The organism is Dokdonella sp. (genome assembly GCF_035511235.1).
Classification (GTDB): domain Bacteria; phylum Pseudomonadota; class Gammaproteobacteria; order Xanthomonadales; family Rhodanobacteraceae; genus Dokdonella.
In genome coordinates, this window is sequence record NZ_DATKFQ010000037.1 from 1 (window position 1) to 20494 (window position 20494).

Below are 20494 nucleotides of genomic sequence, written 5' to 3' on the forward strand. Positions count from 1 at the left end.
GCTGGCCGAGTTCCTGTTCGACTCCGGCGAGGCGATGGTGCGCATCGACATGAGCGAGTTCATGGAGAAGCACTCGGTCAGCCGTCTGATCGGCGCGCCGCCCGGCTACGTCGGCTACGACGAGGGCGGCTATCTGACCGAGGCGGTGCGGCGGCGCCCCTACAGCGTGATCCTGCTCGACGAGGTCGAGAAGGCGCACTCGGACGTCTTCAACGTGCTGCTGCAGGTGCTCGACGACGGCCGCCTGACCGACGGCCAGGGCCGCACGGTCGACTTCCGCAACACGGTCATCGTGATGACCTCCAACCTCGGCTCGCAGTACATCCAGGAGCTCGCCGGCGGCGACGAGGCCCAGTACACGCAGATGAAGGCCGCCGTGATGGGCGTGGTGCAGGCGCATTTCCGGCCCGAGTTCATCAACCGGCTCGACGAGATCGTCGTGTTCCGCCCGCTCGACCGCAGCCAGATCCGCACGATCGCGCGGATCCAGACCGACTATCTCGGCCGCCGTCTGGCCGAGCGCCAGCTGCGGCTGGAGATCTCCGACAAGGCGCTGGACCTGCTCGGCAACGTCGGCTTCGATCCGGTCTACGGCGCCCGTCCGCTCAAGCGCGCGATCCAGCAGCAGCTGGAGAACCCGTTGGCGCGCGAGATCCTCGAGGGCCGCTTCCAGGCCGGCGACACGATCGCGGTCAACGCCGAGGGCGGTCATCTGGCGTTCGCCAAGAGCTGACGCGAACCGGCGGCGCGGCGGCCCGGTGCGGCCGCCGCGGCGTTGCGGATCGTCGCTTTCGTCCAGCGGACGCACCCGGCCGGGCCGGGTGAGCGCACAATGGAGCGTCACTCGACCGGGGATCGTTCCATGCTTGCGCTCCGTCTGCTCGCGGGTCTGTCTTTGGCCGCCGCGCCCGTCTTCGCGGCCGATCCGGCCTTGCTCGTCGATATCTCGCGCGCCGACGGCGCCGAGGTCGAGGCCTGGCGCCGGCACGCGGGCGTGCGCTGGTGGCTCGAACTCGGCGACCGGCTGCTGCTGGCCGGCGACACCGCCGCAATCGGCGCGGCGATCGGCACGCGCGCCGCCAGCCAGCCGCTCGATGCGCTCGCGCCCGAGGATCTGGTGCTGCATGCGCGCGGCTGCGCGGCGACGCCGCCGCCGTCCGACCTGCTGGTCTGGGCCGGCACCCGCTACGACCTGCTCTACAAGCCCGACGCGGCGCGCATGGCCGCGTTCGAGCACGTGCACGCCGATCACCTCGGCGCACCGGAATGGCTCGGCGTCGAGCCGAACCGCGTGATCGCGCGCCAGTATCGGTTCGAGCGGCCCGACGGCGTGGCCGCCGATCCGCTGATCGTGCCGCTGGTCGACGCGGTCGACGTCGAGCGCTGGCACGCCGGCGTCGAGACGCTGGCCGGCTGGAGCCGCTCGACGTTCTCGGCCGAGCTGCCGCTGGCGCGCGGCTGGATCGCCGACCAGTTCGCCGCGCTCGGGCTGGCGGTCACCGAACCGGCCTTCACGTTCAACTTCGCCGGCTCCAGCCACAGCGCCAACAACGTGATCGGACGCCTGGAAGGCTCGCGTCGCCCTGACCGGTGGATCATCGTCGGCGGCCACTACGACGCGCGCAACGCCAACATCAGCTCGCCGGTCAATGCACCCGGCGCCGACGACAACGCGACCGGCTGCTCGGCAGTCGTCGAGGCCGCACGCATCTTCAGCCGGTTCCGGCCCGAGACCAGCATGCTGTTCGTGTGCTACGCCGGCGAGGAGCAGGGCCTGCTCGGCAGCACCGCGCACGCCAATGCGCTGGCCACGGCCGGCGACCTCGCCAAGGTCGAGGCGATGGCGAACATGGACATGATCGGCTGGTCGCCCGACGGACAGCTCGGCGTCGACCTCGACACCTCCAACGTCGCGCTGCGCCAGCGCTTCGGCGACGCGGCGGCCGCCTACGTGCCGGAGCTGGCGGTCACGATCAGCCTGCTCAACTGCTGCTCGGACCACATGCCGTACCAGAATCGCGGCGTGCCGGCGATCATGAGCCTGCACCGCACCTACGGTGCCTACGTGCACTACCACGAGTCGACCGACGTGCCGGCCAATCTCGGCCCGTACGCACGCGCGATCGGCGGCGCGATCGTGCGCATGAACGTGGCGGCGCTGGCGGTCCTCAGCGGCGCCTCGGACCGCTTGTTCGCCGATGCCTGGGAGGCGGCGCCGGCCGACTGAGCGCCGGCCGGCGCGCATCGAAGCCGCCCGTCCGGTCCGCAGGCAGCGTGCCGGCGGCCGTGTCGCTCAGCCGGCGCGCGTCCGCTTGCGCGCCGGCGCATGCGCGGCGCCGCCCTCGACCGCATCAAGGAACTCGCGTCCCCAGCGCACGACGTCGTTGTGGCAGACGATCTCGAACATCTGGCGCAGCCGGCTGCGCGCCTCGTGCCGGCGCAGGCCGATCGCATGGCGCAACTGCACGAGCAGATCGCCCGGATCGTGTGGATTGGTCAGCAGCGCGCCTTTCAGTTCGGCCGCGGCGCCGGCGAACTCCGACAGCAGCAGCACGCCGCTTCCGCCGACGATGCCCTGCACGGCGACGTATTCCTTGGCGACCAGATTGAGGCCGTCGCGCAGCGGCGTGATCCACATGACGTCGGCCACCGCGTACCAGGCGACCAGTTCGTCGAACGGCAGCGGCCGGAAGAAGAACTGCAGCGGCGTCCAGTCCACCTGCGAATAGCGCCCGTTGATGCGCCCGACGACCTGCTCGATCTGCGTCTTGAGCTCGGCGTAGACCGTCATCTCGCTGGCCGCCGGCACGCAGATCACGGTCAGCGTGACCGCGCCGTGCAGGTCGCGCGTGGTGTCGAGCAGCCGTTCATAGGCCAGCAGCTTCTCGAGCGTGCCCTTGGTGTAGTCCAGGCGCTCGACCGAGAGCAGATGCCGGCGCGCGCCGATCGATTCGCGCAGCTCGCCGATGCGGCGCTGCACGGCGGCCTCGCCGAGCAGGCCGCGCACGCGCGCGACGTCGAGGCCGACCGGATGCGCGCCGAGCCGGATCTCGCGGCCGCCGGCCTCGATGCGATGGGTATAGCGGTCCAGGCCGACCGCGCAGCCGTAGGTCAGGAAGCGCGGCGCGCAGGCCTGCCGGCCGAGCGTCTTGACCGGAAACGCGCCGCGCGCGACGTCGACGAAGTTCTCGGCCTGGCGCGGGATGTGGAAGCCGATGTAGTCGCATTGCAGCAGGCTGCCGACGATCTCGCGCCGCCACGGCACCACGTTGAACACGTCGGCCGACGGGAAATGGGTGTGATGGAAGAACGCGATGCGCACGTCCGGCCGCAGTTCGCGCAGGTACGCCGGCACCATCCACAGGTTGTAGTCGTGCACCCACACGGTCGCGCCGGGCGCCGCTTCGGCCGCGGCGGCCTCGGCGAATGCGCGATTGACCTTGAGAAAGGTCTGCCAATGGTCGTCGCGGAACCGCGCGCGCTCCCAGAACGTGTGCAGCAGCGGCCAGAACGCTTCCTTCGAGAAGCGCCGGTAGAACACGTCGACATCGGCGCGCGCCAGCGGCACCAGAGCGGCACGCAGCCGCGGATAGCGCTGTGCGTCGATCGGCGGATGGCTGCGGTAGTCCGGATGCGCCGGATCCTGATCGGTCCAGGCGACCCAGGAGCCGGCGCGGCCGTCGCCGAAGAACGACAGCAGGGTCGGGATGATGCCGTTGGGCGAGCGGTGCTGACGGCGCACGATGCGCCCGTCGACCAGCGCCTCCTCGTACGGCAGGCGGTGGTAGACGATCACCAGGGCCGACTGGCCGGCCGGCGCGTCGCCGCCGTCGACCGCGAACGCGCCGGCGTCGAGCAGATCGAAGTGATCGATCGCCTCGAGGATGCCGCCGCAGCCGGCGCGGCCGGCATGCAGCACGTGGTCGTGACCGTGCGTGGCCTCGATCAGCGCCGGCTCCGACGCGCCGACGCAGACGCCGTTGAATCCCTCGCGATACATCGAGAGGTCGTTCAAGGTATCGCCGGCGACCAGCACGCGATCGGGGTCGACGCCGATGTGCTCGACCAGGGCGCGCAGCGTGCGGCCCTTGTCGACGCCGCGCGGCAGCACGTCGAGGTAGCGGTCGGCCGAGTACAGCAGCTCGCAGCCGAGCGCCTCGACGCGCGCGCGCAGCGCGGCGTCAACCGCGCCGGCGTCGCAGAAGTACGAGCAGCGGCGCTGCTGCGGCACGTCCTGGCGCTCGAGGCCCGGATGGCCGGTGACCGCGCGCACGATCGCCTGCTCGCCCGGCCAGGCCGCGTCGATCGCGCCCTGCAGCGGCTGCACCGCCTGCAGCGTCTCGCCGTCGACCACGGTCGCGCCGACGTCGCAGACGATGTAGCGCGGCCGCGGCAGCGTCGGGTCGGCCAGCAGCGGCAGCACCGATTCGAGTCCGCGCCCGGTGACGTAGATCAGCGCTACGTCCTCGCGCCGGGCGACGGTCTGATAGAGCTGCCAGCGATCATCGGCATCGCCGGCGAGGAACGTGCCGTCCAGATCGGTGGCCAGCACCAGGGCGGGACGCACCGGCGGCGGCAGCGGCGGCAGTGCGGGCCGGAGCGAGGATGGGGCGATGTCGATCGTCAAGGTGTAAGCCTCCTGTCGAGGGTCCGCTCCTCAGCGGAGACGGACCCGAAAAACGGGATCGCCGGCCGCGGCCGGACGGAAGCCGGTCGTGCCTCGGCGGACGGGGCGGGTTGCATGGAACCGGCGGCGCGCGCCGGAACGGTACAGGCGGACGCTCAACGGCCCGGTGCGCCGGCCGCATCCGGCGCGTCGGATGCTTCGGGCGCTTGCGGCATGTCCGATGCGGCCGGCTCGGCCGCGGCGTCCTGCGCGGCCGGCATCAGCTCCAGCGCGGTCGGCGTCGTGCGCAGCATCGGCAGGAAGTTCGCATCGTGCTCGGTGATGCCCTCGCGCACGCGGCGGCGCCAGCCGACGAACAGCGCCATCGCGCCGAACACCACGCCGGCATACACGAGCAGGGCGCCGGGCTCGCCGCTGCGCGTCATCGCCAGACCGGCCAGGCTCGGGCCGACCGCCGAGCCGACACCGTGGACCAGCAGCAGCGTGCTGCTGCCGGCCAGGACCTGATCGGTGCTGAGGCGGTCGATCAGATGCGCGACGCTAAGCGGATATACCGCGAACGCCAGGCCGCCGAACACGAACATCGACGCGTACAGGGCCGTGGCGCCGAGCTGCCCCGACAGCAGGGCGAGCACGGCCGCGAGAGCCGTCAGGCCACCGATCGCCGCGAGCACGACGCGCCGGTCGCGGCTGTCCGACAGCCGCCCGAGCGGAAACTGCAGCGCCGCGCCGCCGACGATGGTCCAGCCCATGAAGCTGGCGACGCCGGCGTGATCCAGTCCGATGTCGGCCGCGAACAGCGGGCCCAGGCCCCAGAACGCGCCGAGCGCCAGGCCCGAGGCGAGCGTGCCGACCACCGCCGACGGCGCCGCGCGGTACAGCGCGCGCACGCCGATCCGCGGCACCGCGAGCACCGGCGGCGGCGTCAGCCGGGTCCAGGCCACCGGCATCACCGCCAGCGAGATCAGCATCGACACCACCGCGAACAGCACGAAGTCGCCGGCGTCGCCGATGCGCAGGAACTGCTGCCCGAGCGCGAGCGCGCCGAGATTGACCAACATGTACGCCGAGAACACCTGGGCGCGCCGCTCCGACGGCGAGGACGCGTTGAGCCAGCTCTCGATGACCGTGTACAGCACGACCAGCAGGGCGCCGACGCCGATGCGCAGGACCAGCCAGGCGAACGGATCGACGAACAGCGCATGGGCCAGCGTCAGTGCCGCGGTGCCGGCCGCGCAGAACGCGAACGCGCGGATGTGTCCGATGCGGCGGATCAGCGCCGGCGCGAACAGCGTGCCGACGAAGAAGCCGAGGAAGTAGCCCGAGGAGATCAGGCCGATCGTCTGCGCGCTGAAGCCTTCGAGCTCGCCGCGCACCGCCAGCAGCGTGCCGAACAGGCCGCTGCCGAGCAAAAGGAGTCCCACGCCGCCGAGCAGCGCGGACAATGGGGCGATCAGCGCCAGCATGAGTCCGTCGTCGGTAGGTCGGCTTTTACCGTAACACGGATTGCTGCGACGCGTCATGCCGCGAGCCGGCCGCCGTGGCCTTGGCGGCAAGCGCACGCTACCCTCGCGCGATGAGCAAGTGCGTCTATCGATTCGATCGCTACACGGTGGATCCGGCCGCGCGCGAGCTGCGCCGCGACGGCGAACTGGTCGTGCTCTCGCCGAAGGTGTTCGACTGCCTGACCTGGCTGATCGAGCATCGCGAGCGCGCGGTCGGCCGCGACGAACTGGCCGCCGCGGTCTGGGGCAAGGCCGACGTCGCCGATACCCAGCTGGTGCAGGCGCTGCTCAAGGCGCGCCGTGCGATCGGCGATTCCGGCGAGGAGCAGCTGCGCATCCGCACCGTGCCGCGCTTCGGCTATCGCTGGGTGGCCCCGGTCGAGATCCTCGCGGACGACGAACCGGCGGCTGCTGCGACGCCGATCTCGATCGCGCTGCCGCCACCGGACGACACCGCAGCGCGCGAGGCCACGGCCGCCAACGCGCGGCACCGGCGCCGCCTTGCCCGGCGCTGGCCGGCCGCCGTTGCGGCTGCAGCGCTGCTGGCGCTCGGCGCCGGCGCGTGGCTGCTCGGCGAACGCGCAGTGCCGCAGCGCGACGCGTCGGCGCTCGCCGCGCCGGCGCAGACGCTGATCGCGGTGCTGCCGGCGGCGGTCGCCGCCGATACGGAATGGGGCTGGCTGCGGCTCGGCGTCATGGAGCTGATCGCCGACCGGATGCACGGCGCCGGCCTGTCGGTGGTGCCGAGCGACAACGTGGTCGCGCTGGCGCACGATGCGCCGGACGCCGAGGCCAGACTGCGTGAAGCGACCGACGTGCGCTGGGTCGTCACGCCGTCGGCGCAGCGCACCGCGGGCGGCTGGCGCGTCCGCCTCGCGCTGCAGGGCCCGGAGCACGATCGCCGCGAGGTCGAGGTGCACGGCAGCGAGGCGACCGCGGCCGCGCGCGATGCCGCCGACCGACTGCTGGCGGTGCTCGGCGCGACGGCAATCGAGGACGGCTCGCGGTCGGCCGACGCGTATCTGGCGCGGATCCGCGCCTTGATGCTGGCCGGTCAGCTCGAATCGGCACAGACGCTCGCCGACGCCGCCGCACCGGCCACGCCGGCGCTGCGGCTGCTGCGTGCGCAACTGGCGTTCTCGGGCGGCCACTTCGAGGATGCGCGTGCCGCGTTCGACGCGCTGCTCGACACGATCGCCGAGGCCGACGACCCGGTGCTGCGCGCCCGCGCGCTCAACGGCCGCGGCGCGACGCTGATCCGGCTGGCCGTACCGGCCGCGGCCGAACGCGACTTCGACGCCGCGCTGCGGCTGCTCGGCCATCACGGCGAGCCGGCGCTGGCCGGCCAGGCCTATACCGGCCGCGGCGTCGCGCGCGCGCTGCAGGACCGCGACCCCGATGCGCGCGACGATTTCGCACGCGCGCGCATCGCGCTCGGCCTGGCCGGCGACACGCTGGCGCTGGCGCGGCTCGACAGCAACCAGGGCGCCCTCGATGCGCAGCGCGGCCGCCCCGCCGATGCGCTGGCGCGCTTCGTCGGCGCGGCGGAGCGCTTCGAGCGCTTCGGCGCGATGGACGAATGGGCCGGCGTGATGGTCAATCAGATCCAGGCTCAGCTGGCGCTGCTGCAGCCGGCCGAGGCGGCCGCGGCGGCCGATCGTCTCGACGCGCAGAACGAGCGCATCGCCAACCGCTCGACGCAGCGGCTGGCCGCATATTGGAGTGCGCACGCCTGGATGTCGGTCGGGCGCCTGACCGAGGCGCGCACGCGCCTGGCCGCGCTGGCCGAGGCCGGCGAGCTGGCCGACGACACCGCGGTGCCGATGCTCGCACGCGGCGCGCTGGCGCGGCTCGCACTGGCCGACGGCCAGGCGCAGCACGCGGCGCTGCTGTCGCTGCAGGCGGTCGACGCCGCGGCACTGACGCCGCGCGACGGCCTGTCCGGCGATGCCTGGCTGACGCTGATCCGCACGCAGCGCCGCCAGGGACAGAACGCCGACGCCGACGCGGCGCTGCAGCGCTTCACGCAGTGGGCCGGCAGCCAGGACAGTCCGGCGCTGGCGATCCGCACGCGCCTGGCCCAGGCCGAGACGGCCTGGAGCGAACGGCGCCGCGACGAGGCCGACCGCACCTATGCCGATGCGCTCGGCCTCGCCGAGCGCGGTTCGATTCCGGCCGACGTCGCCGCCGTCGCGGTGTCGTGGGGCGAGGCGCTGATCGAGCGCGGCGATCTGGAGACCGCCAGTGCGGTGGCCGGCCGCGTCGCGAACTGGGCCGGCTCGGAGTTCAGCTGCGCGCTGCTGCAGGCGCGCCTGTATCGCGCGCTCGGCCATCTGGACGCCTGGCGCGAGGCGATGGACCAGGTCCACCGCCTCGCCGGCGAACGTCCCGTGCCGAGCGCGCTCGCGGCGCGGCCGGAAGAACGGGTCGCGGCCGCGGTCGCGCGCTGAGCGCCGTCCCGCTCCACTCAGTCGGCGGCCTCGAAGCCGTCTGCGAACAGCGTGTCGTCGGCGCTGCCCTCGCAGCTCAGCGGATAGCGGTAGCCGCCGGCGGGCTGGGCCGGATCGTTGGTCAGCAGCGTCAGCTCGCCGCTGACCGGGCCGATGCCGTCCGGCGCGCAGCGCACCTCGATGTCGGCCTGGCCGTCGGCTGCGGCGCCGGCCGCGAACGGACCGCGCTCGACGATCTGCACGACGAAGGCCGGATCGTCGCTCAGCGCATGGTTGACGCGCAGCTCCGAATCGGGCGCCGAGCCGCTGCCGCCGGGATTGGACAGGTCGATGCCGAGCGGTGCCGACAGCGAGCCGGCCGGCACCGCGCCGAACGCGAGCACGCTGCCGGGCGCCGGCGCCGCGGCCAGCACCGGCGCGCCGGTACCGCAGGCCTCGAGGATCGCGTGCGTGGTGGCCTGCCCCGGCAGGCCCGGGGTGCCGCCGCTGACGCGCGCCTGCCGCTGGTTGTTGAGCGTCGGCCAGCCGTCGAGCGAGCCCCAGCTGCCGCCGAGCGGCGTCGGCTGCGCCTGTTCGGCGAGCAGCCGCATCGAGCCGTCGGCGCGGCTCAGCACGATCGCGCCGCGCTCGCTGGCATCGGAGCGCAGGATCGTTGTCGTCAGCAGCAGATCGCCCTGGTCGTTGAGCGCGGCCAGCGGATTGCGCGAGAACGCCAGGCTCCAGACCTGCCCGGTGTCGATCGGATCGTAGAACGCCAGCGCCCGCCGCCACTGGCCCGGCTTGCCGGTGACCCAGGCCGCGCCGGGGCCGTCGGCGATGTCGGCGTAGAACGCCACTTCGCCGGCATTGTTGAGAATCGGCGCCTGCATGTCGAGGTAGGTGCCGCCGCCCGGCACCGGGTCGCCGCGCTTGACCAGCCAATGATGCGTGCCGTGGTCGCTGACGAACACGCCGCCGCTGGCGAGCCCGCCCGTGACCTCGCCGCGGAACGCGACCTGGCCGCGGTCGTTGATCGCCGGAACCGGACCGCCGGGCACCTGGCTGCCGTCGGCCAGACCCCAGGACTCGGTGCCGATCGTCACGAACTGGCCGCCGCCGGGCGCCGGGTCGCCGACGGCCACGTACTTGGACAGGACGCCGTCACGCCAGATCAGCACATCGGACCGGAGCTGGCCGTCGGTCGCCGCGAGCAGCACGACGTCGCCGGCGTTGTTGAGGCTGCCCGGGCCGATCGCGGTCAGCGTCCCGCCGAGCGGCGAAGGCTCGCCGACGGCGGCGATCCTGACGAAGCGCGCCGCGCCCGCCTGATAGAGGAACAGGCCGCGCGGATGCGGCGCGTCGTGCAGGTCGGCCATGAACAGCACATCGCCGGCATCGTTGACGTCGGGCGTGCCCCAGGTCTCGCCGAAGAAGCCGGCGAAGCGACCGCCACCGGGCGCCAGATCGCCGCAGTCGGACGTGACGCCACTGCCGGCGGGGCCGCCGCAGCCCATCGCGACGACTTCCAGACCCGACGGGCCGGCGAGGAAGATGCCCTGGTTGCGTGCCGCGCCGTCCACCTGCGCGTAGAACGCGATGCGGCCGCGGTTGTCGATCGTCGTCGAGCGCATGAACGCCGCGGCGATCAGCGTGCCCGACTCGCCGGCCGGCAAGGCCTGGCCGTGCCAGGCCGCCGAGGTCGCCGCGCAGACCGGCGGCGCGCCGGCCGGAGCCGCGCCGGCCGGCGCGGTCCAGCCCGCCGGCAGCGGCACGGGCCGGCGCGCCGGCAGCACGGCGCGCGTGCCGTCGGCGCGCAGGTCGGTCACGCTGCCGGCCGGACCGTCGTGCTGGCGCACCGTCTGGGCCGCGGCGCCGGACAGCGCGCAGGCCAGGAGCCATCCGGCACCGAGCCGGATCGAGTGGCGGGCTTTCATCGTCTTGCTACTCCCCATCGTGTTGTGTGGAACGAAGGCACCGATTCGGATCGCCGCCGCGCCAGGCGCAGCACCGGCCGACGAGCACCCCATCTTGCACGGCGCCGTCCCGGACGATGCTCCCGAATCGCTTGCGCAAGGCTTGCGCCGGGCTTGCGGACGATAATCCGGGCGCTTCCGATCGGCTGGCGACGGCGCGAAAACCCGCGCCGGGCTTGCTTTTTTCTGGCGCGCCCGCATGCTGCGCCCCGCCGTCGCCGACCTGCGCCGAGACCGCCACCGCCATGCCGATCTACGAATTCGAATGCCCCACCTGCGGCCATCGCTTCGACCGCCTGCAGAAGCTCTCCGACCCCGACCCCAGCGACTGTCCCGACTGCGGCCGGTCCGGCGTGCGCCGCCGGGTGACCGCGCCGGCGTTCCGGCTGGCCGGCAGCGGCTGGTACGAAACCGACTTCAAGAAGGACGGCGACGCCAAGCGCAACCTGGCCAGCGGCGACACCGCGCCGGCCGCCCCCGCCGGCGACGCCGCCAAGACCGCCGAGGCCAAGCCGGCCGCGAGCACCGAGACCGTCAAGCCCGCCAAGCCCGCCGAGTGAGCGCACGATCTGCCGCCGTTCAGCCCCGCTCCGTCTAAAATTTGGGCGTTGTGTCCACAATCGTCAGAACAGGAGTGGGGAGCATGTTCAAAACCATCGTCTTCGGCCTCGTCGGTGCTGTGCTGATCACGGCCGCGCCGGCCCAGGCCCAGCGCGGCCCCGGCTACGGCCAGGAGCGGGTCCGCTGCGAGAGCCGCAACCACCGCTACGAGAGCTGCCCGGTGCAGTGGCGCGATGCGCAGCTGGTCCGCCAGACCTCCGACACGCCGTGCCGCAAGGGTTCCAACTGGGGCGTCGATCGCCGCGGCATCTGGGTCGACCGCGGCTGCGCGGGCGAATTCGTCGAGGCCGGACGCGGCCACGGCGGCGGGCACGGCGGTCCGGGTGGTCCGGGCGGCTGGAACCCCGGCAGCGACTGGGACCGCGACATCCGCTTCACCTGCCAGAGCCGCGATCGGCGCTACAACTTCTGCAGCGTCGACACCGGCCGCGGCAGCGAGGTGCGCATCGAGCGCCAGACCTCGGAGGCCGCCTGCATCGAGGGCCGCACCTGGGGCTGGAACCGCGCCGGCGTCTGGGTCGATCGCGGGTGCTCGGCAGTGTTCGTCGTGCAGCGCCGCTGGCGCTGAGGCAGCCACCGACCGGTCGAAACGCCCGCCTTTCCGGCGGGCGTTTTCGTTTGCGGTGCAGCATGAACGGCTATAGCATTCCGCGCCCGGCCGCTCGCCCCGAGCGGCCGCCGCCCACCCTGCCGGAGCAGCACCCCATGCGCAGTCACCACTGCGGCCTCGTCGACGAGGCGCTCGATGGACATACCGTCACCCTGTGCGGCTGGGCCGACACCCGCCGCGACCACGGCGGCGTGATCTTCATCGACCTGCGCGACCACGAAGGCATCGTGCAGGTCGTGATCGAGCCGGACAACGCGGCCGCGTTCGCGGTCGCCGAGACGGTGCGCTACGAGTTCTGCCTGCGCGTGACCGGCACCGTCCGCGGCCGCCCGGCGACCCAGATCAACGACCGCCTGCGCACCGGCCGCGTCGAAGTGCTGGCGGCCAGCGTCGAGGTGCTCAACGCCGCCGCGCCGCTGCCGTTCATGCTCGACGACGCGACCAGCGAGGACATGCGCCTGCGCTATCGCTATCTGGACATCCGCCGGCCGCAGATGCAGCGCCGCCTGCGCATGCGCACGCGGCTGGTCTCGGCGCTGCGCCACTATCTGGATGCGCGCGGCTTCCAGGACATCGAGACGCCGATCCTGACCAAGGCCACGCCCGAGGGCGCGCGCGACTACCTGGTGCCCTCGCGCGTGCATCCGGGCGAGTTCTTCGCGCTGCCGCAGTCGCCGCAGCTGTTCAAGCAGCTGCTGATGATGGCCGGCATGGACCGCTACTACCAGATCGCGCGCTGCTTCCGCGACGAGGACCTGCGCGCCGACCGCCAGCCGGAATTCACGCAGCTCGACATGGAGTTCGCATTCGTCGAGGAGCACGACGTGCAGGCCTTCGTCGAGGCGATGATCCGCCACGTGTTCAAGGACGTCGCCGGCGTCGAGCTGGCCGACCCGTTTCCGCGCATGACCTATGCCGAGGCGATGCGCCGCTACGGTTCGGACAAGCCGGACCTGCGCATCGCACTGGAGCTGGTCGACGTCGCCGAGCACGTGCGCCACGTCGACTTCAAGGTGTTCAGCGGCCCGGCCGCCGACCCCGACGGCCGCGTCGCCGCGCTGCGCCTGCCCGACGGCGCCGCACTGACGCGCAAGCAGATCGACGACCTCGGCCCGCACGTCGCCAAGTACGGCGCCAAGGGCCTGGCCTGGATCCGCGTCGACGACCTCGCCAAGGGCCGCGAAGGCCTGACCTCGCCGATCGTCAAGTTCCTCGACGACCGCGCGATCGACGGCATCTTCGACGCCGTGGGCGCGCAGACCGGCGACGTGATCTTCTTCGGTGCCGGTCCGTACGCGACCGTCAGCGCGTTCATGGGCGCGCTGCGGCTCAAGCTCGGCCAGGATCTCGGCCTCGTCGAGGACGCCTGGAAGCCGCTGTGGGTCGTCGACTTCCCGATGTTCGAGTTCGACGCCGCGGCCGATCGCTACGTGGCCCTGCACCATCCGTTCACGGCGCCGAAGATCGACGATGTAACCGACCTGCGCGCCAATGCCGGCCACGCGGTCAGCCGCGGCTACGACATGGTGCTCAACGGCAACGAGATCGGCGGCGGCTCGATCCGCATCCACCACCCCGACATGCAGAGCGCGGTGTTCGACCTGCTCGGCATCGGTGCCGACGAGGCGCAGGCCAAGTTCGGCTTCCTGCTCGACGCGCTCAAGTACGGCGCGCCGCCGCACGGCGGCATCGCGTTCGGCATCGACCGCATCGCCGCACTGATCGCCGGCACCGACTCGATCCGCGACGTGATCGCGTTCCCGAAGACCGCCAGCGCGCAGTGCCTGCTGACGTCGGCCCCCTCGCCGATCTCCGAGGCGCAGCTGCAGGAGCTGCACATCCGGGTGGCCAAGCCCCAGACCTGATGGACGGCGGCCACGTCATCGTGCTGCACGGGCTGTGGATGCGCAGCGTGACGCTGCTGCCACTGGCCCGCCGGCTGCGCGAGGCCGGCTTCTCGGTGCAGACGCTCGACTACGCCAGCGCCGTCGGCGGTCCCGACCGCGCGGTGCAGCGTCTGCGCGAGCGCCTGCAGGCGCATCGCGGCGCGCCGCTGCATCTGGTCGGCCACAGCCTCGGCGGCCTGGTCGCGCTGTGCGCGCTGGCCGATGCGGACGCCACCGGGCACGAAGGTCGTGTCGTCTGCCTCGGCTCGCCGCTGTGCGGCAGCGCCGCCGCGCGCAGCCTGTCGGCGTGGCGTCTCGGCCATTGGCTGATGGGCCGCAGCGCCGATCTGCTGTGCAGCGGCCTCGACGCCTGGCGCGGTCCGAACGAGGTCGGCGTCGTCGCCGGGCGGCTGCCGCTGGGACTCGGCTTCGTGTTCGGTCCGCTCGCCGGCGATCACGACGGCACCGTCGCGGTCGCCGAGACGCAACTGCCCGGCATCGCCGATCACCGCACGGTGCCGACTTCGCATTCGGGCCTGCTGCTGTCGCGCGAAGCAGCCGACCAGACCATCGCCTTCCTGCGCAGCGGGCGCTTCGCGCCGCCGCGTCAGGCAGCCGCCTGATAAAATTCGGCGTTTCCGAGCGCAGCGCACGCCATGGCCGGTCATTCCAAGTGGGCGAACATCCAGCATCGCAAGAATGCGCAGGATGCCAGGCGCGGCAAGATCTTCACGAAGCTGATTCGCGAGATCGGCATCGCCGCGCGCGCCGGCGGCGGCGATCCGGCCGCCAATCCGCGCCTGCGCCTGGCGGTCGACCGCGCGCTGTCGGCCAACATGACCAAGGATGCGATCGAGCGCGCGATCAAGAAGGCCACCGGCGGCCTCGAGGACGTCACCTATGAGGAACTGCGCTACGAGGGCTACGCGCCCGGCGGCGTCGCGGTGATCGTCGACTGCACGACCGACAACCGCAACCGCACCGTGTCCGACGTGCGTCACGCGTTCACGAAGTTCGGCGGCAATCTCGGCACCGACGGCTCGGTCGCGTTCCTGTTCCGCAAGCTCGGCGTGGTCTCGATCGCGCCCGGCGCCGACGAGACGCGCGTGCTCGAGATCGCGCTCGAGGCCGGCGCCGAGGACGTGCTGACCGATCCGGACGACGGCTCGATCGAGGTGCTGACCGCGCCCGACGCGTTCGAGGCGGTCCGCGACGCGCTCGGCGCTGCCGGCCTGGCGCCGGCCGACGCCGAACTGACGCTGCGCGCCGACACCGCGGTCGCGGTCGAGGGCGAGGCGGCGGCGGCCGTGGTTAGGCTGATCGACTGGCTCGAAGACCTCGACGACGTGCAGCACGTCTACACCAACGCGCGCCTCCCGGCGGACGCCTACGCCTGAGCGGCGGACCGGATATTCCGGACCGTCCCGCCACGGACTCCCGATGACCTTCCCTTCCGCCATCGCCCCCTCCGGCCGCTGCCGCATCATGGGCATCGACCCGGGCAGCCAGCGCACCGGCATCGGCATCATCGAGGTCGACGAGGCGGGCCGCTCGCATCACGTCTTCCATACCGCTCTGGTCCTGCTCGGCAACGCGACGTTCCCGTTGCGGCTCAAGCAGATCTTCGACGAGATCGGCGGCCTGATCGAGGCGCACGGCCCGGCCGAGGTCGCGATCGAGCGTGTATTCATGGCGCGCAATCCAGACTCGGCGCTCAAGCTCGGCCAGGCGCGCGGCGCGGCGATCTGCGCGGTCGCCGCGCGCGATCTGCCGATCGCCGAGTACGCCGCGACCGAGGTCAAGCAGGCCGTGGTCGGCGGCGGCGGCGCCGACAAGACCCAGGTCCAGCACATGGTCGGCATCCTGCTCGGCCTGAGCGGACGCCTGCAGGCCGATGCGGCCGACGCGCTCGCGGTGGCGCTCGCGCATGCGCATACGCGCGCCAGCATGCAGCGCGTCGGCATTCCCCGTACCGCCTGGAGGCGACGCCGATGATCGGACGACTGCGCGGCACCCTGGTCTCGAAACAGCCGCCGTGGCTGCTGATCGACGTCAACGGCGTCGGCTACGAGCTCGAGGCGCCGATGTCGACGTTCTTCGACCTGCCGCCGGTCGGCAGCGAAGTGGTGCTGCGCACGCACTATGCGGTCAAGGAGGATGCGGTCGCGCTGTACGGCTTCCTCAGCGAAGGCGAGCGCGCGCTGTTCCGCAGCATCCAGAAGGTCAGCGGCATCGGCGCCAAGACCGCACTGGCGGTGCTGTCGGGCGTGCCGGTCGATGCGTTCGCGCGGCTCGTGCAGAGTGGCGACGTCGCCGCGCTGACGCGGATTCCCGGCATCGGCAAGAAGACTGCCGAGCGGATCGTCGTCGAGCTGCGCGACCGCGTCGACGGACTCGGCGGCGGCACCGGACCGGGCGGCGCCGCAAGCGCGGCGGCGACCGATCCGGTCAGCGAGGCCAGCACCGCGCTGATCGCGCTCGGCTACAAGCCGGCCGAGGTGAGCCGGCTGATCAAGGACGCCGGCGCGCCGGGCGACGCCGCCGAGGACATCATCCGCAAGGCGCTGAAGGCGGCGCTGCGCTGAGCATCCATACCCGATGAATCCGACCCGTCAGGGCACGCCGCTTGCATCGATCGGCCGGACCGTTTATTCCGGCCGTTCCGGGCTTGCCGGTCCGAATCCTTCGCCCTCTCCGCTCCGGAGCCCGACCGCATGAGCACCGATTCCCATCCGCATCGCCAACGCCTGCTCGCCCTGTGCTTCGGCGCGCTCGGCGTCGTCTACGGCGACATCGGCACCAGCCCGCTGTATGCGTTCCGCGAGGCGTTCGGCCAGCACGGCGTGGCGGTCGGGCGCGAGAACGTGCTCGGCGTGCTGTCGCTGATCTTCTGGTCGCTGATCATGGTCGTCTCGGTCAAGTACGCGACCTTCATCCTGCGCGCCGACAACAAGGGCGAGGGCGGCATCATGGCGCTGATGGCACTGGCCCAGCGCGGCGTCAGCAGCAGCCGCATGCGCTGGATGCTGATGGTGATCGGCCTGTTCGGCGCGGCGCTGTTCTTCGGCGACGGCGTCGTCACGCCGGCGATCTCGGTGCTGTCGGCGGTCGAGGGCATCGAGGTGCTGGCACCGGCCCTGCACCGCTACGTGGTGCCGATCACCGTGCTGATCCTGCTCGGCCTGTTCGCGATCCAGCGCCACGGCACCAGCCGCGTCGGCCCGCTGTTCGCGCCGATCACCCTGCTCTGGTTCCTGACGCTCGGCACGCTCGGCGTGATCGGCATCACCCACGAGCCGCAGGTGCTCTCGGCACTGAGCCCGCATCACGCGGTGGTGTTCTTCGCGCACAACGGCAAGTTCGCGATCTTCGCGATGGGCGCGGTCGTGCTGGCGATCACCGGCGCCGAGGCGCTGTACACCGACATGGGCCACTTCGGCAAGAAGCCGATCCGGCTGGTCTGGTTCTTCCTCGTGCTGCCGTGCCTGATGCTGAACTATCTCGGCCAGGGCGCCCTGGTGCTGGACGATCCGGCCAAGGCCTCCAATCCGTTCTATCTGCTGGTACCGGCGCCGCTGCTGATCCCGATGATCGTGCTGGCGACGCTGGCCACGATCGTCGCCTCGCAGGCGGTGATCTCCGGCGCGTTCTCGATGGCGCGCCAGGCGATGCAGCTGGGCTACCTGCCGCGGCTCAAGGTGCTGCACACCTCGCGCGAGACGATCGGCCAGATCTATCTGCCGTGGGTCAATCGCGTGCTGCTGGTGCTGACGATCGCCGCGGTGCTCGGCTTCCGCTCGTCGGAGAACCTGGTCGCGGCCTATGGCCTGGCCGTGGTCGGCACGATGTTCATGAACACGCTGCTGGTGGTCGTGGTGGCGCGCCGCGTCTGGCGCTGGAGCCGCGTCGCGACGGCCGCTGCCGGCGTGCTGTTCGTCGGCATCGACCTGGTGCTGCTGGTCGCGGTCGCCGACAAGATCGAATACGGCGGCTGGTTCCCGCTGGCGCTCGGCATCGGCGTGTTCACGATGATGGCGACCTGGCGGCGCGGCCGCCAGCTGGTGCTGGCGGCGATCCGGCAGACCGGCATCGCGCTGCAGCCGTTCCTCGCGTCGATCGCGCTGCATCCGCCGCTGCGCGTGCACGGCACGGCGATCTTCCTGACCGCCAACCTCGACGGCGTGCCCAATGCGCTGCTGCACAACCTCAAGCACAACAAGGTGCTGCACGAGCGCAACGTGGTGCTGACCGTCGAGATCCGCGACGAGCCGATCGTCGACGACGAGGAACGCATCGCAGTCAAGCGCCTCAACGAGGATTTCGAGCTGGTCACGCTGCGCTTCGGCTTCGCCGAGGATCCGGACGTGCCGGCCGAGCTGGCGCGCATCCCGCTGTGCGGCGCGCCGCTGGACATGATGGACACCACGTTCTTCCTAAGCCGCGAGAGCATCGTGGCGACCGACCGGCCCGGCATGGTCGCCTGGCGCGACCGCCTGTTCGTGCTGATGCAGCGCAATGCGCTGCCGGCGACCGCGTTCTTCCGCATTCCCGGCAACCGCCTGATCGAGCTCGGCACCCAGGTCGAGATCTGAAGCGCGCGGCCCGCAGCGCAATCGGGCCGCGATTGAGCGACAATCGTGCACGGGTCCGGCCGCGGCCGGACCCGCCTCTTCCCGTGCCCCCGATGCCGTGTCCGACCGCCTGACATCCGCCAGCGCCAACCGCGAGGACGAACTGCTCGACGCGAGCATCCGTCCGCAGAAGCTCGAGGACTATCTCGGCCAGCAGACCGTGCGCGAGCAGCTCGGCATCTACATCGAGGCGGCGCGCCGCCGCGGCGAGGCGCTCGACCACGTGCTGATCTTCGGCCCGCCGGGTCTCGGCAAGACCACGCTGAGCCACGTCGTCGCCAACGAGCTGGGCGTCGGCCTGCGCTCGACCTCGGGTCCGGTCCTGGAGCGCGCCGGCGACCTGGCCGCGCTGCTGACCAACCTGCAGCCGCGCGACGTCTTGTTCATCGACGAGATCCACCGCCTCTCGCCGGTGGTCGAGGAAGTGCTGTATCCGGCGATGGAAGACCGCCAGATCGACATCATGATCGGCGAGGGACCGGCCGCGCGCTCGATCAAGCTCGACCTGCCGCCGTTCACGCTGGTCGGCGCGACGACGCGCGCCGGCCTGCTGACCGCGCCGCTGCGCGACCGCTTCGGCATCGTGCAGCGCCTGGAGTTCTACAGCCCGCTGGAGCTGACCTCGATCGTGCGGCGCTCCTCGCGCATCCTCGGCATTCCCTGCGATGCCGACGGCGCCGGCGAGATCGCGCGGCGGGCGCGCGGCACGCCGCGCATCGCCAACCGGCTGCTGCGCCGCGTACGCGACTTCGCGCAGATCCGCGCCGACGGCACGATCACGCGCGCGGTCGCGGCTGCCGCGCTGGAGATGCTCAAGGTCGACGCCGAGGGCTTCGACGCGCTCGACCGCCGGCTGATGCTGATGATCATCGAGAACTTCGACGGCGGCCCGGTCGGCGTCGAGTCGCTGGCGGCCGCGCTCAGCGAGGAGCGCGGCACGCTCGAGGACGTGCTCGAGCCGTATCTGATCCAGCAGGGTTTCCTGGTCCGCACCGCGCGCGGCCGCATGGTCAGCCGCAAGGCCTGGCTGCATTTCGGGCTGTCGCCGCCGCCGCGAACGGAGATTCCCCGTCCCGACGATCTGTTTGGCGTGAACGATGACTGAAGGCGAGATCAAACCGGTGTTCGCATGGCCGGTTCGCGTGTACTGGGAGGATACCGACGCCGGCGGCGTCGTCTATCATTCGAACTATCTGCGCTTCCTCGAGCGCGCCCGCAGCGAGTGGCTGCGGGAAGCGGGCATCGGCCAGCACCAGCTCCAGCACGAGGCCGGCATCGTCTTCGTCGTGCATCGCATGGACCTGAAGTTCCGGCGGCCGGCGCGGCTGGACGATCTGCTGACCGCGACCGTGCGCACGCTCGAGGTGCGCAGCGTCCGCTTCAGCGTAGCCCAGCAGCTGCTGCGTGAACCCGACCGCGAACTGCTGGTCGAAGCCGAGGTTCACGTGGCCTGCCTCGACGCGGCCAGCTTCCGGCCGCGACCGATACCCGAGCCCCTACTTTTGGAGATCGCCTCTCGATGAATGCCGAACTCGACGTCCTGCACCTGGTTCTGAACGCCAGTATCCCGGTGCAGATCGTGATGGCGATCCTGCTCGGCTTCTCGATCGCGTCGTGGTTCATCATCTTCCGCAAGAAGACGATGATCGACCGCGCCAACCGCGACGCCGGCGAATTCGAGGACCGCTTCTGGTCCGGCGCCGACCTGGCCGGCCTGTTCAAGGAGGTCACCTCCGACGGCGAGCGCATCACCGGCACCGCGTCGATCTTCGAGGCGGGCTTCCGCGAGTTCGCGCGGCTGCGCCAGCGCCGCAGCGTCGACTCGCGCTCGCTGCTCGAGGGCGCGCAGCGCGCGATGCGCGTGGCCTCGGCGCGCGAGACCGAGCGGCTCGAGCAGAGCCTGGAGTTCCTCGCCAACGTCGGCTCGATCAGCCCCTACGTCGGCCTGTTCGGCACGGTGTGGGGCATCATGATCGCGTTCCACGGCCTGGCCAACGTCAAGGAAGCGAGCATCGCGATGGTCGCGCCCGGCATCACCGAGGCGCTGATCGCGACCGCGATGGGCCTGTTCGCGGCGATCCCGGCGGTGTGGGCCTACAACCGCTACGCCAACAAGATCGAGCGCATCAGTCTGCGCTACGACACCTTCGTCGAGGAGTTCTCCTCGATCCTCGCGCGCCAGGCTCCGCACGACGAAGCGGCCTGACCCCGT

Annotated in this window: 17 protein-coding genes; 14 read left to right on the top strand and 3 right to left on the bottom strand. The window is 71.7% G+C overall.

Features of this window, described 5'->3' with window-relative positions:
- Both VMR06_RS16095 and VMR06_RS16100 read left to right on the top strand, forming a co-directional pair.
- Positions 1–733, top strand: a 733-nt coding sequence (locus VMR06_RS16095) for an AAA family ATPase (protein WP_325378174.1), incomplete at its 5' end; no start/stop codon positions are given.
- Positions 734–862: 129 nt separating this feature from the next.
- Entirely contained in the window at positions 863–2227 is a 1365-nt protein-coding gene (locus tag VMR06_RS16100; protein ID WP_325378176.1) for a M28 family metallopeptidase, read from the top strand.
- Between the two features lie 66 nt (positions 2228–2293).
- On the opposite strand, the gene ggpS is transcribed toward VMR06_RS16100, so the two are convergent.
- Together ggpS and VMR06_RS16110 are read right to left on the bottom strand one after the other, a co-directional pair.
- The gene (gene ggpS, locus VMR06_RS16105; RefSeq protein WP_325378178.1) at positions 2294–4627 is read right to left on the bottom strand and encodes a glucosylglycerol-phosphate synthase; all 2334 of its coding nucleotides are present in this window, start codon (positions 4625–4627) and stop codon (positions 2294–2296) included.
- Between the two features lie 155 nt (positions 4628–4782).
- Positions 4783–6093, bottom strand: coding sequence for an MFS transporter (locus tag VMR06_RS16110; RefSeq protein WP_414648161.1), 1311 nt, complete (start codon positions 6091–6093; stop codon positions 4783–4785).
- A gap of 110 nt (positions 6094–6203) precedes the next feature.
- Here VMR06_RS16110 and VMR06_RS16115 point away from each other — a divergent pair, with 110 nt between their 5' ends.
- Complete coding sequence (locus VMR06_RS16115) at positions 6204–8582, top strand: transcriptional regulator (protein WP_325378180.1); 2379 nt, start codon at positions 6204–6206, stop codon at positions 8580–8582.
- Positions 8583–8599: 17 nt separating this feature from the next.
- Here the strand turns inward: VMR06_RS16115 and VMR06_RS16120 are convergent, their stop codons facing one another.
- Positions 8600–10495: a DUF7453 family protein gene (locus VMR06_RS16120; protein ID WP_325378182.1), complete on the bottom strand. Its 1896-nt coding sequence runs from the start codon at positions 10493–10495 to the stop codon at positions 8600–8602.
- Between the two features lie 284 nt (positions 10496–10779).
- Between VMR06_RS16120 and VMR06_RS16125 the strand changes: the two genes are divergently transcribed.
- The 11 genes from VMR06_RS16125 to tolQ all read left to right on the top strand — a co-directional run bounded on the left by VMR06_RS16125 (position 10780) and on the right by tolQ (position 20488).
- A complete protein-coding gene (locus VMR06_RS16125; protein ID WP_325378184.1) occupies positions 10780–11094 on the top strand; it encodes a zinc ribbon domain-containing protein in 315 nt (104 codons plus the stop codon).
- Between the two features lie 83 nt (positions 11095–11177).
- A complete protein-coding gene (locus VMR06_RS16130; protein ID WP_325378186.1) occupies positions 11178–11723 on the top strand; it encodes a DUF3011 domain-containing protein in 546 nt (181 codons plus the stop codon).
- A 137-nt stretch (positions 11724–11860) separates the two neighbouring features.
- Positions 11861–13630, top strand: coding sequence for an aspartate--tRNA ligase (gene aspS / locus VMR06_RS16135; protein WP_325378189.1), 1770 nt, complete (start codon positions 11861–11863; stop codon positions 13628–13630).
- Positions 13630–14274, top strand: coding sequence for an esterase/lipase family protein (locus VMR06_RS16140; protein WP_325378191.1), 645 nt, complete (start codon positions 13630–13632; stop codon positions 14272–14274). The genes aspS and VMR06_RS16140 overlap by 1 nt, the downstream gene beginning before the upstream one ends.
- A gap of 33 nt (positions 14275–14307) precedes the next feature.
- Positions 14308–15048: a YebC/PmpR family DNA-binding transcriptional regulator gene (locus VMR06_RS16145; protein ID WP_325378193.1), complete on the top strand. Its 741-nt coding sequence runs from the start codon at positions 14308–14310 to the stop codon at positions 15046–15048.
- A 43-nt stretch (positions 15049–15091) separates the two neighbouring features.
- On the top strand, positions 15092–15646 hold the full coding sequence (ruvC, locus tag VMR06_RS16150) for a crossover junction endodeoxyribonuclease RuvC (protein ID WP_325378195.1): 555 nt from the start codon (positions 15092–15094) through the stop codon (positions 15644–15646).
- A complete protein-coding gene (gene ruvA, locus VMR06_RS16155; protein ID WP_325378198.1) occupies positions 15643–16236 on the top strand; it encodes a Holliday junction branch migration protein RuvA in 594 nt (197 codons plus the stop codon). Before ruvC ends, ruvA begins: the two co-directional genes overlap by 4 nt.
- Before the next feature lie 129 nt (positions 16237–16365).
- On the top strand, positions 16366–18243 hold the full coding sequence (locus tag VMR06_RS16160) for a potassium transporter Kup (protein WP_325378200.1): 1878 nt from the start codon (positions 16366–16368) through the stop codon (positions 18241–18243).
- A 97-nt stretch (positions 18244–18340) separates the two neighbouring features.
- Positions 18341–19387, top strand: coding sequence for a Holliday junction branch migration DNA helicase RuvB (gene ruvB, locus VMR06_RS16165; RefSeq protein WP_325378202.1), 1047 nt, complete (start codon positions 18341–18343; stop codon positions 19385–19387).
- Positions 19380–19805, top strand: coding sequence for a tol-pal system-associated acyl-CoA thioesterase (gene ybgC, locus VMR06_RS16170; RefSeq protein ID WP_325378205.1), 426 nt, complete (start codon positions 19380–19382; stop codon positions 19803–19805). The genes ruvB and ybgC overlap by 8 nt, the downstream gene beginning before the upstream one ends.
- Positions 19802–20488, top strand: coding sequence for a protein TolQ (gene tolQ / locus VMR06_RS16175; protein WP_325378207.1), 687 nt, complete (start codon positions 19802–19804; stop codon positions 20486–20488). Before ybgC ends, tolQ begins: the two co-directional genes overlap by 4 nt.
- Positions 20489–20494: the final 6 nt, after the last annotated feature.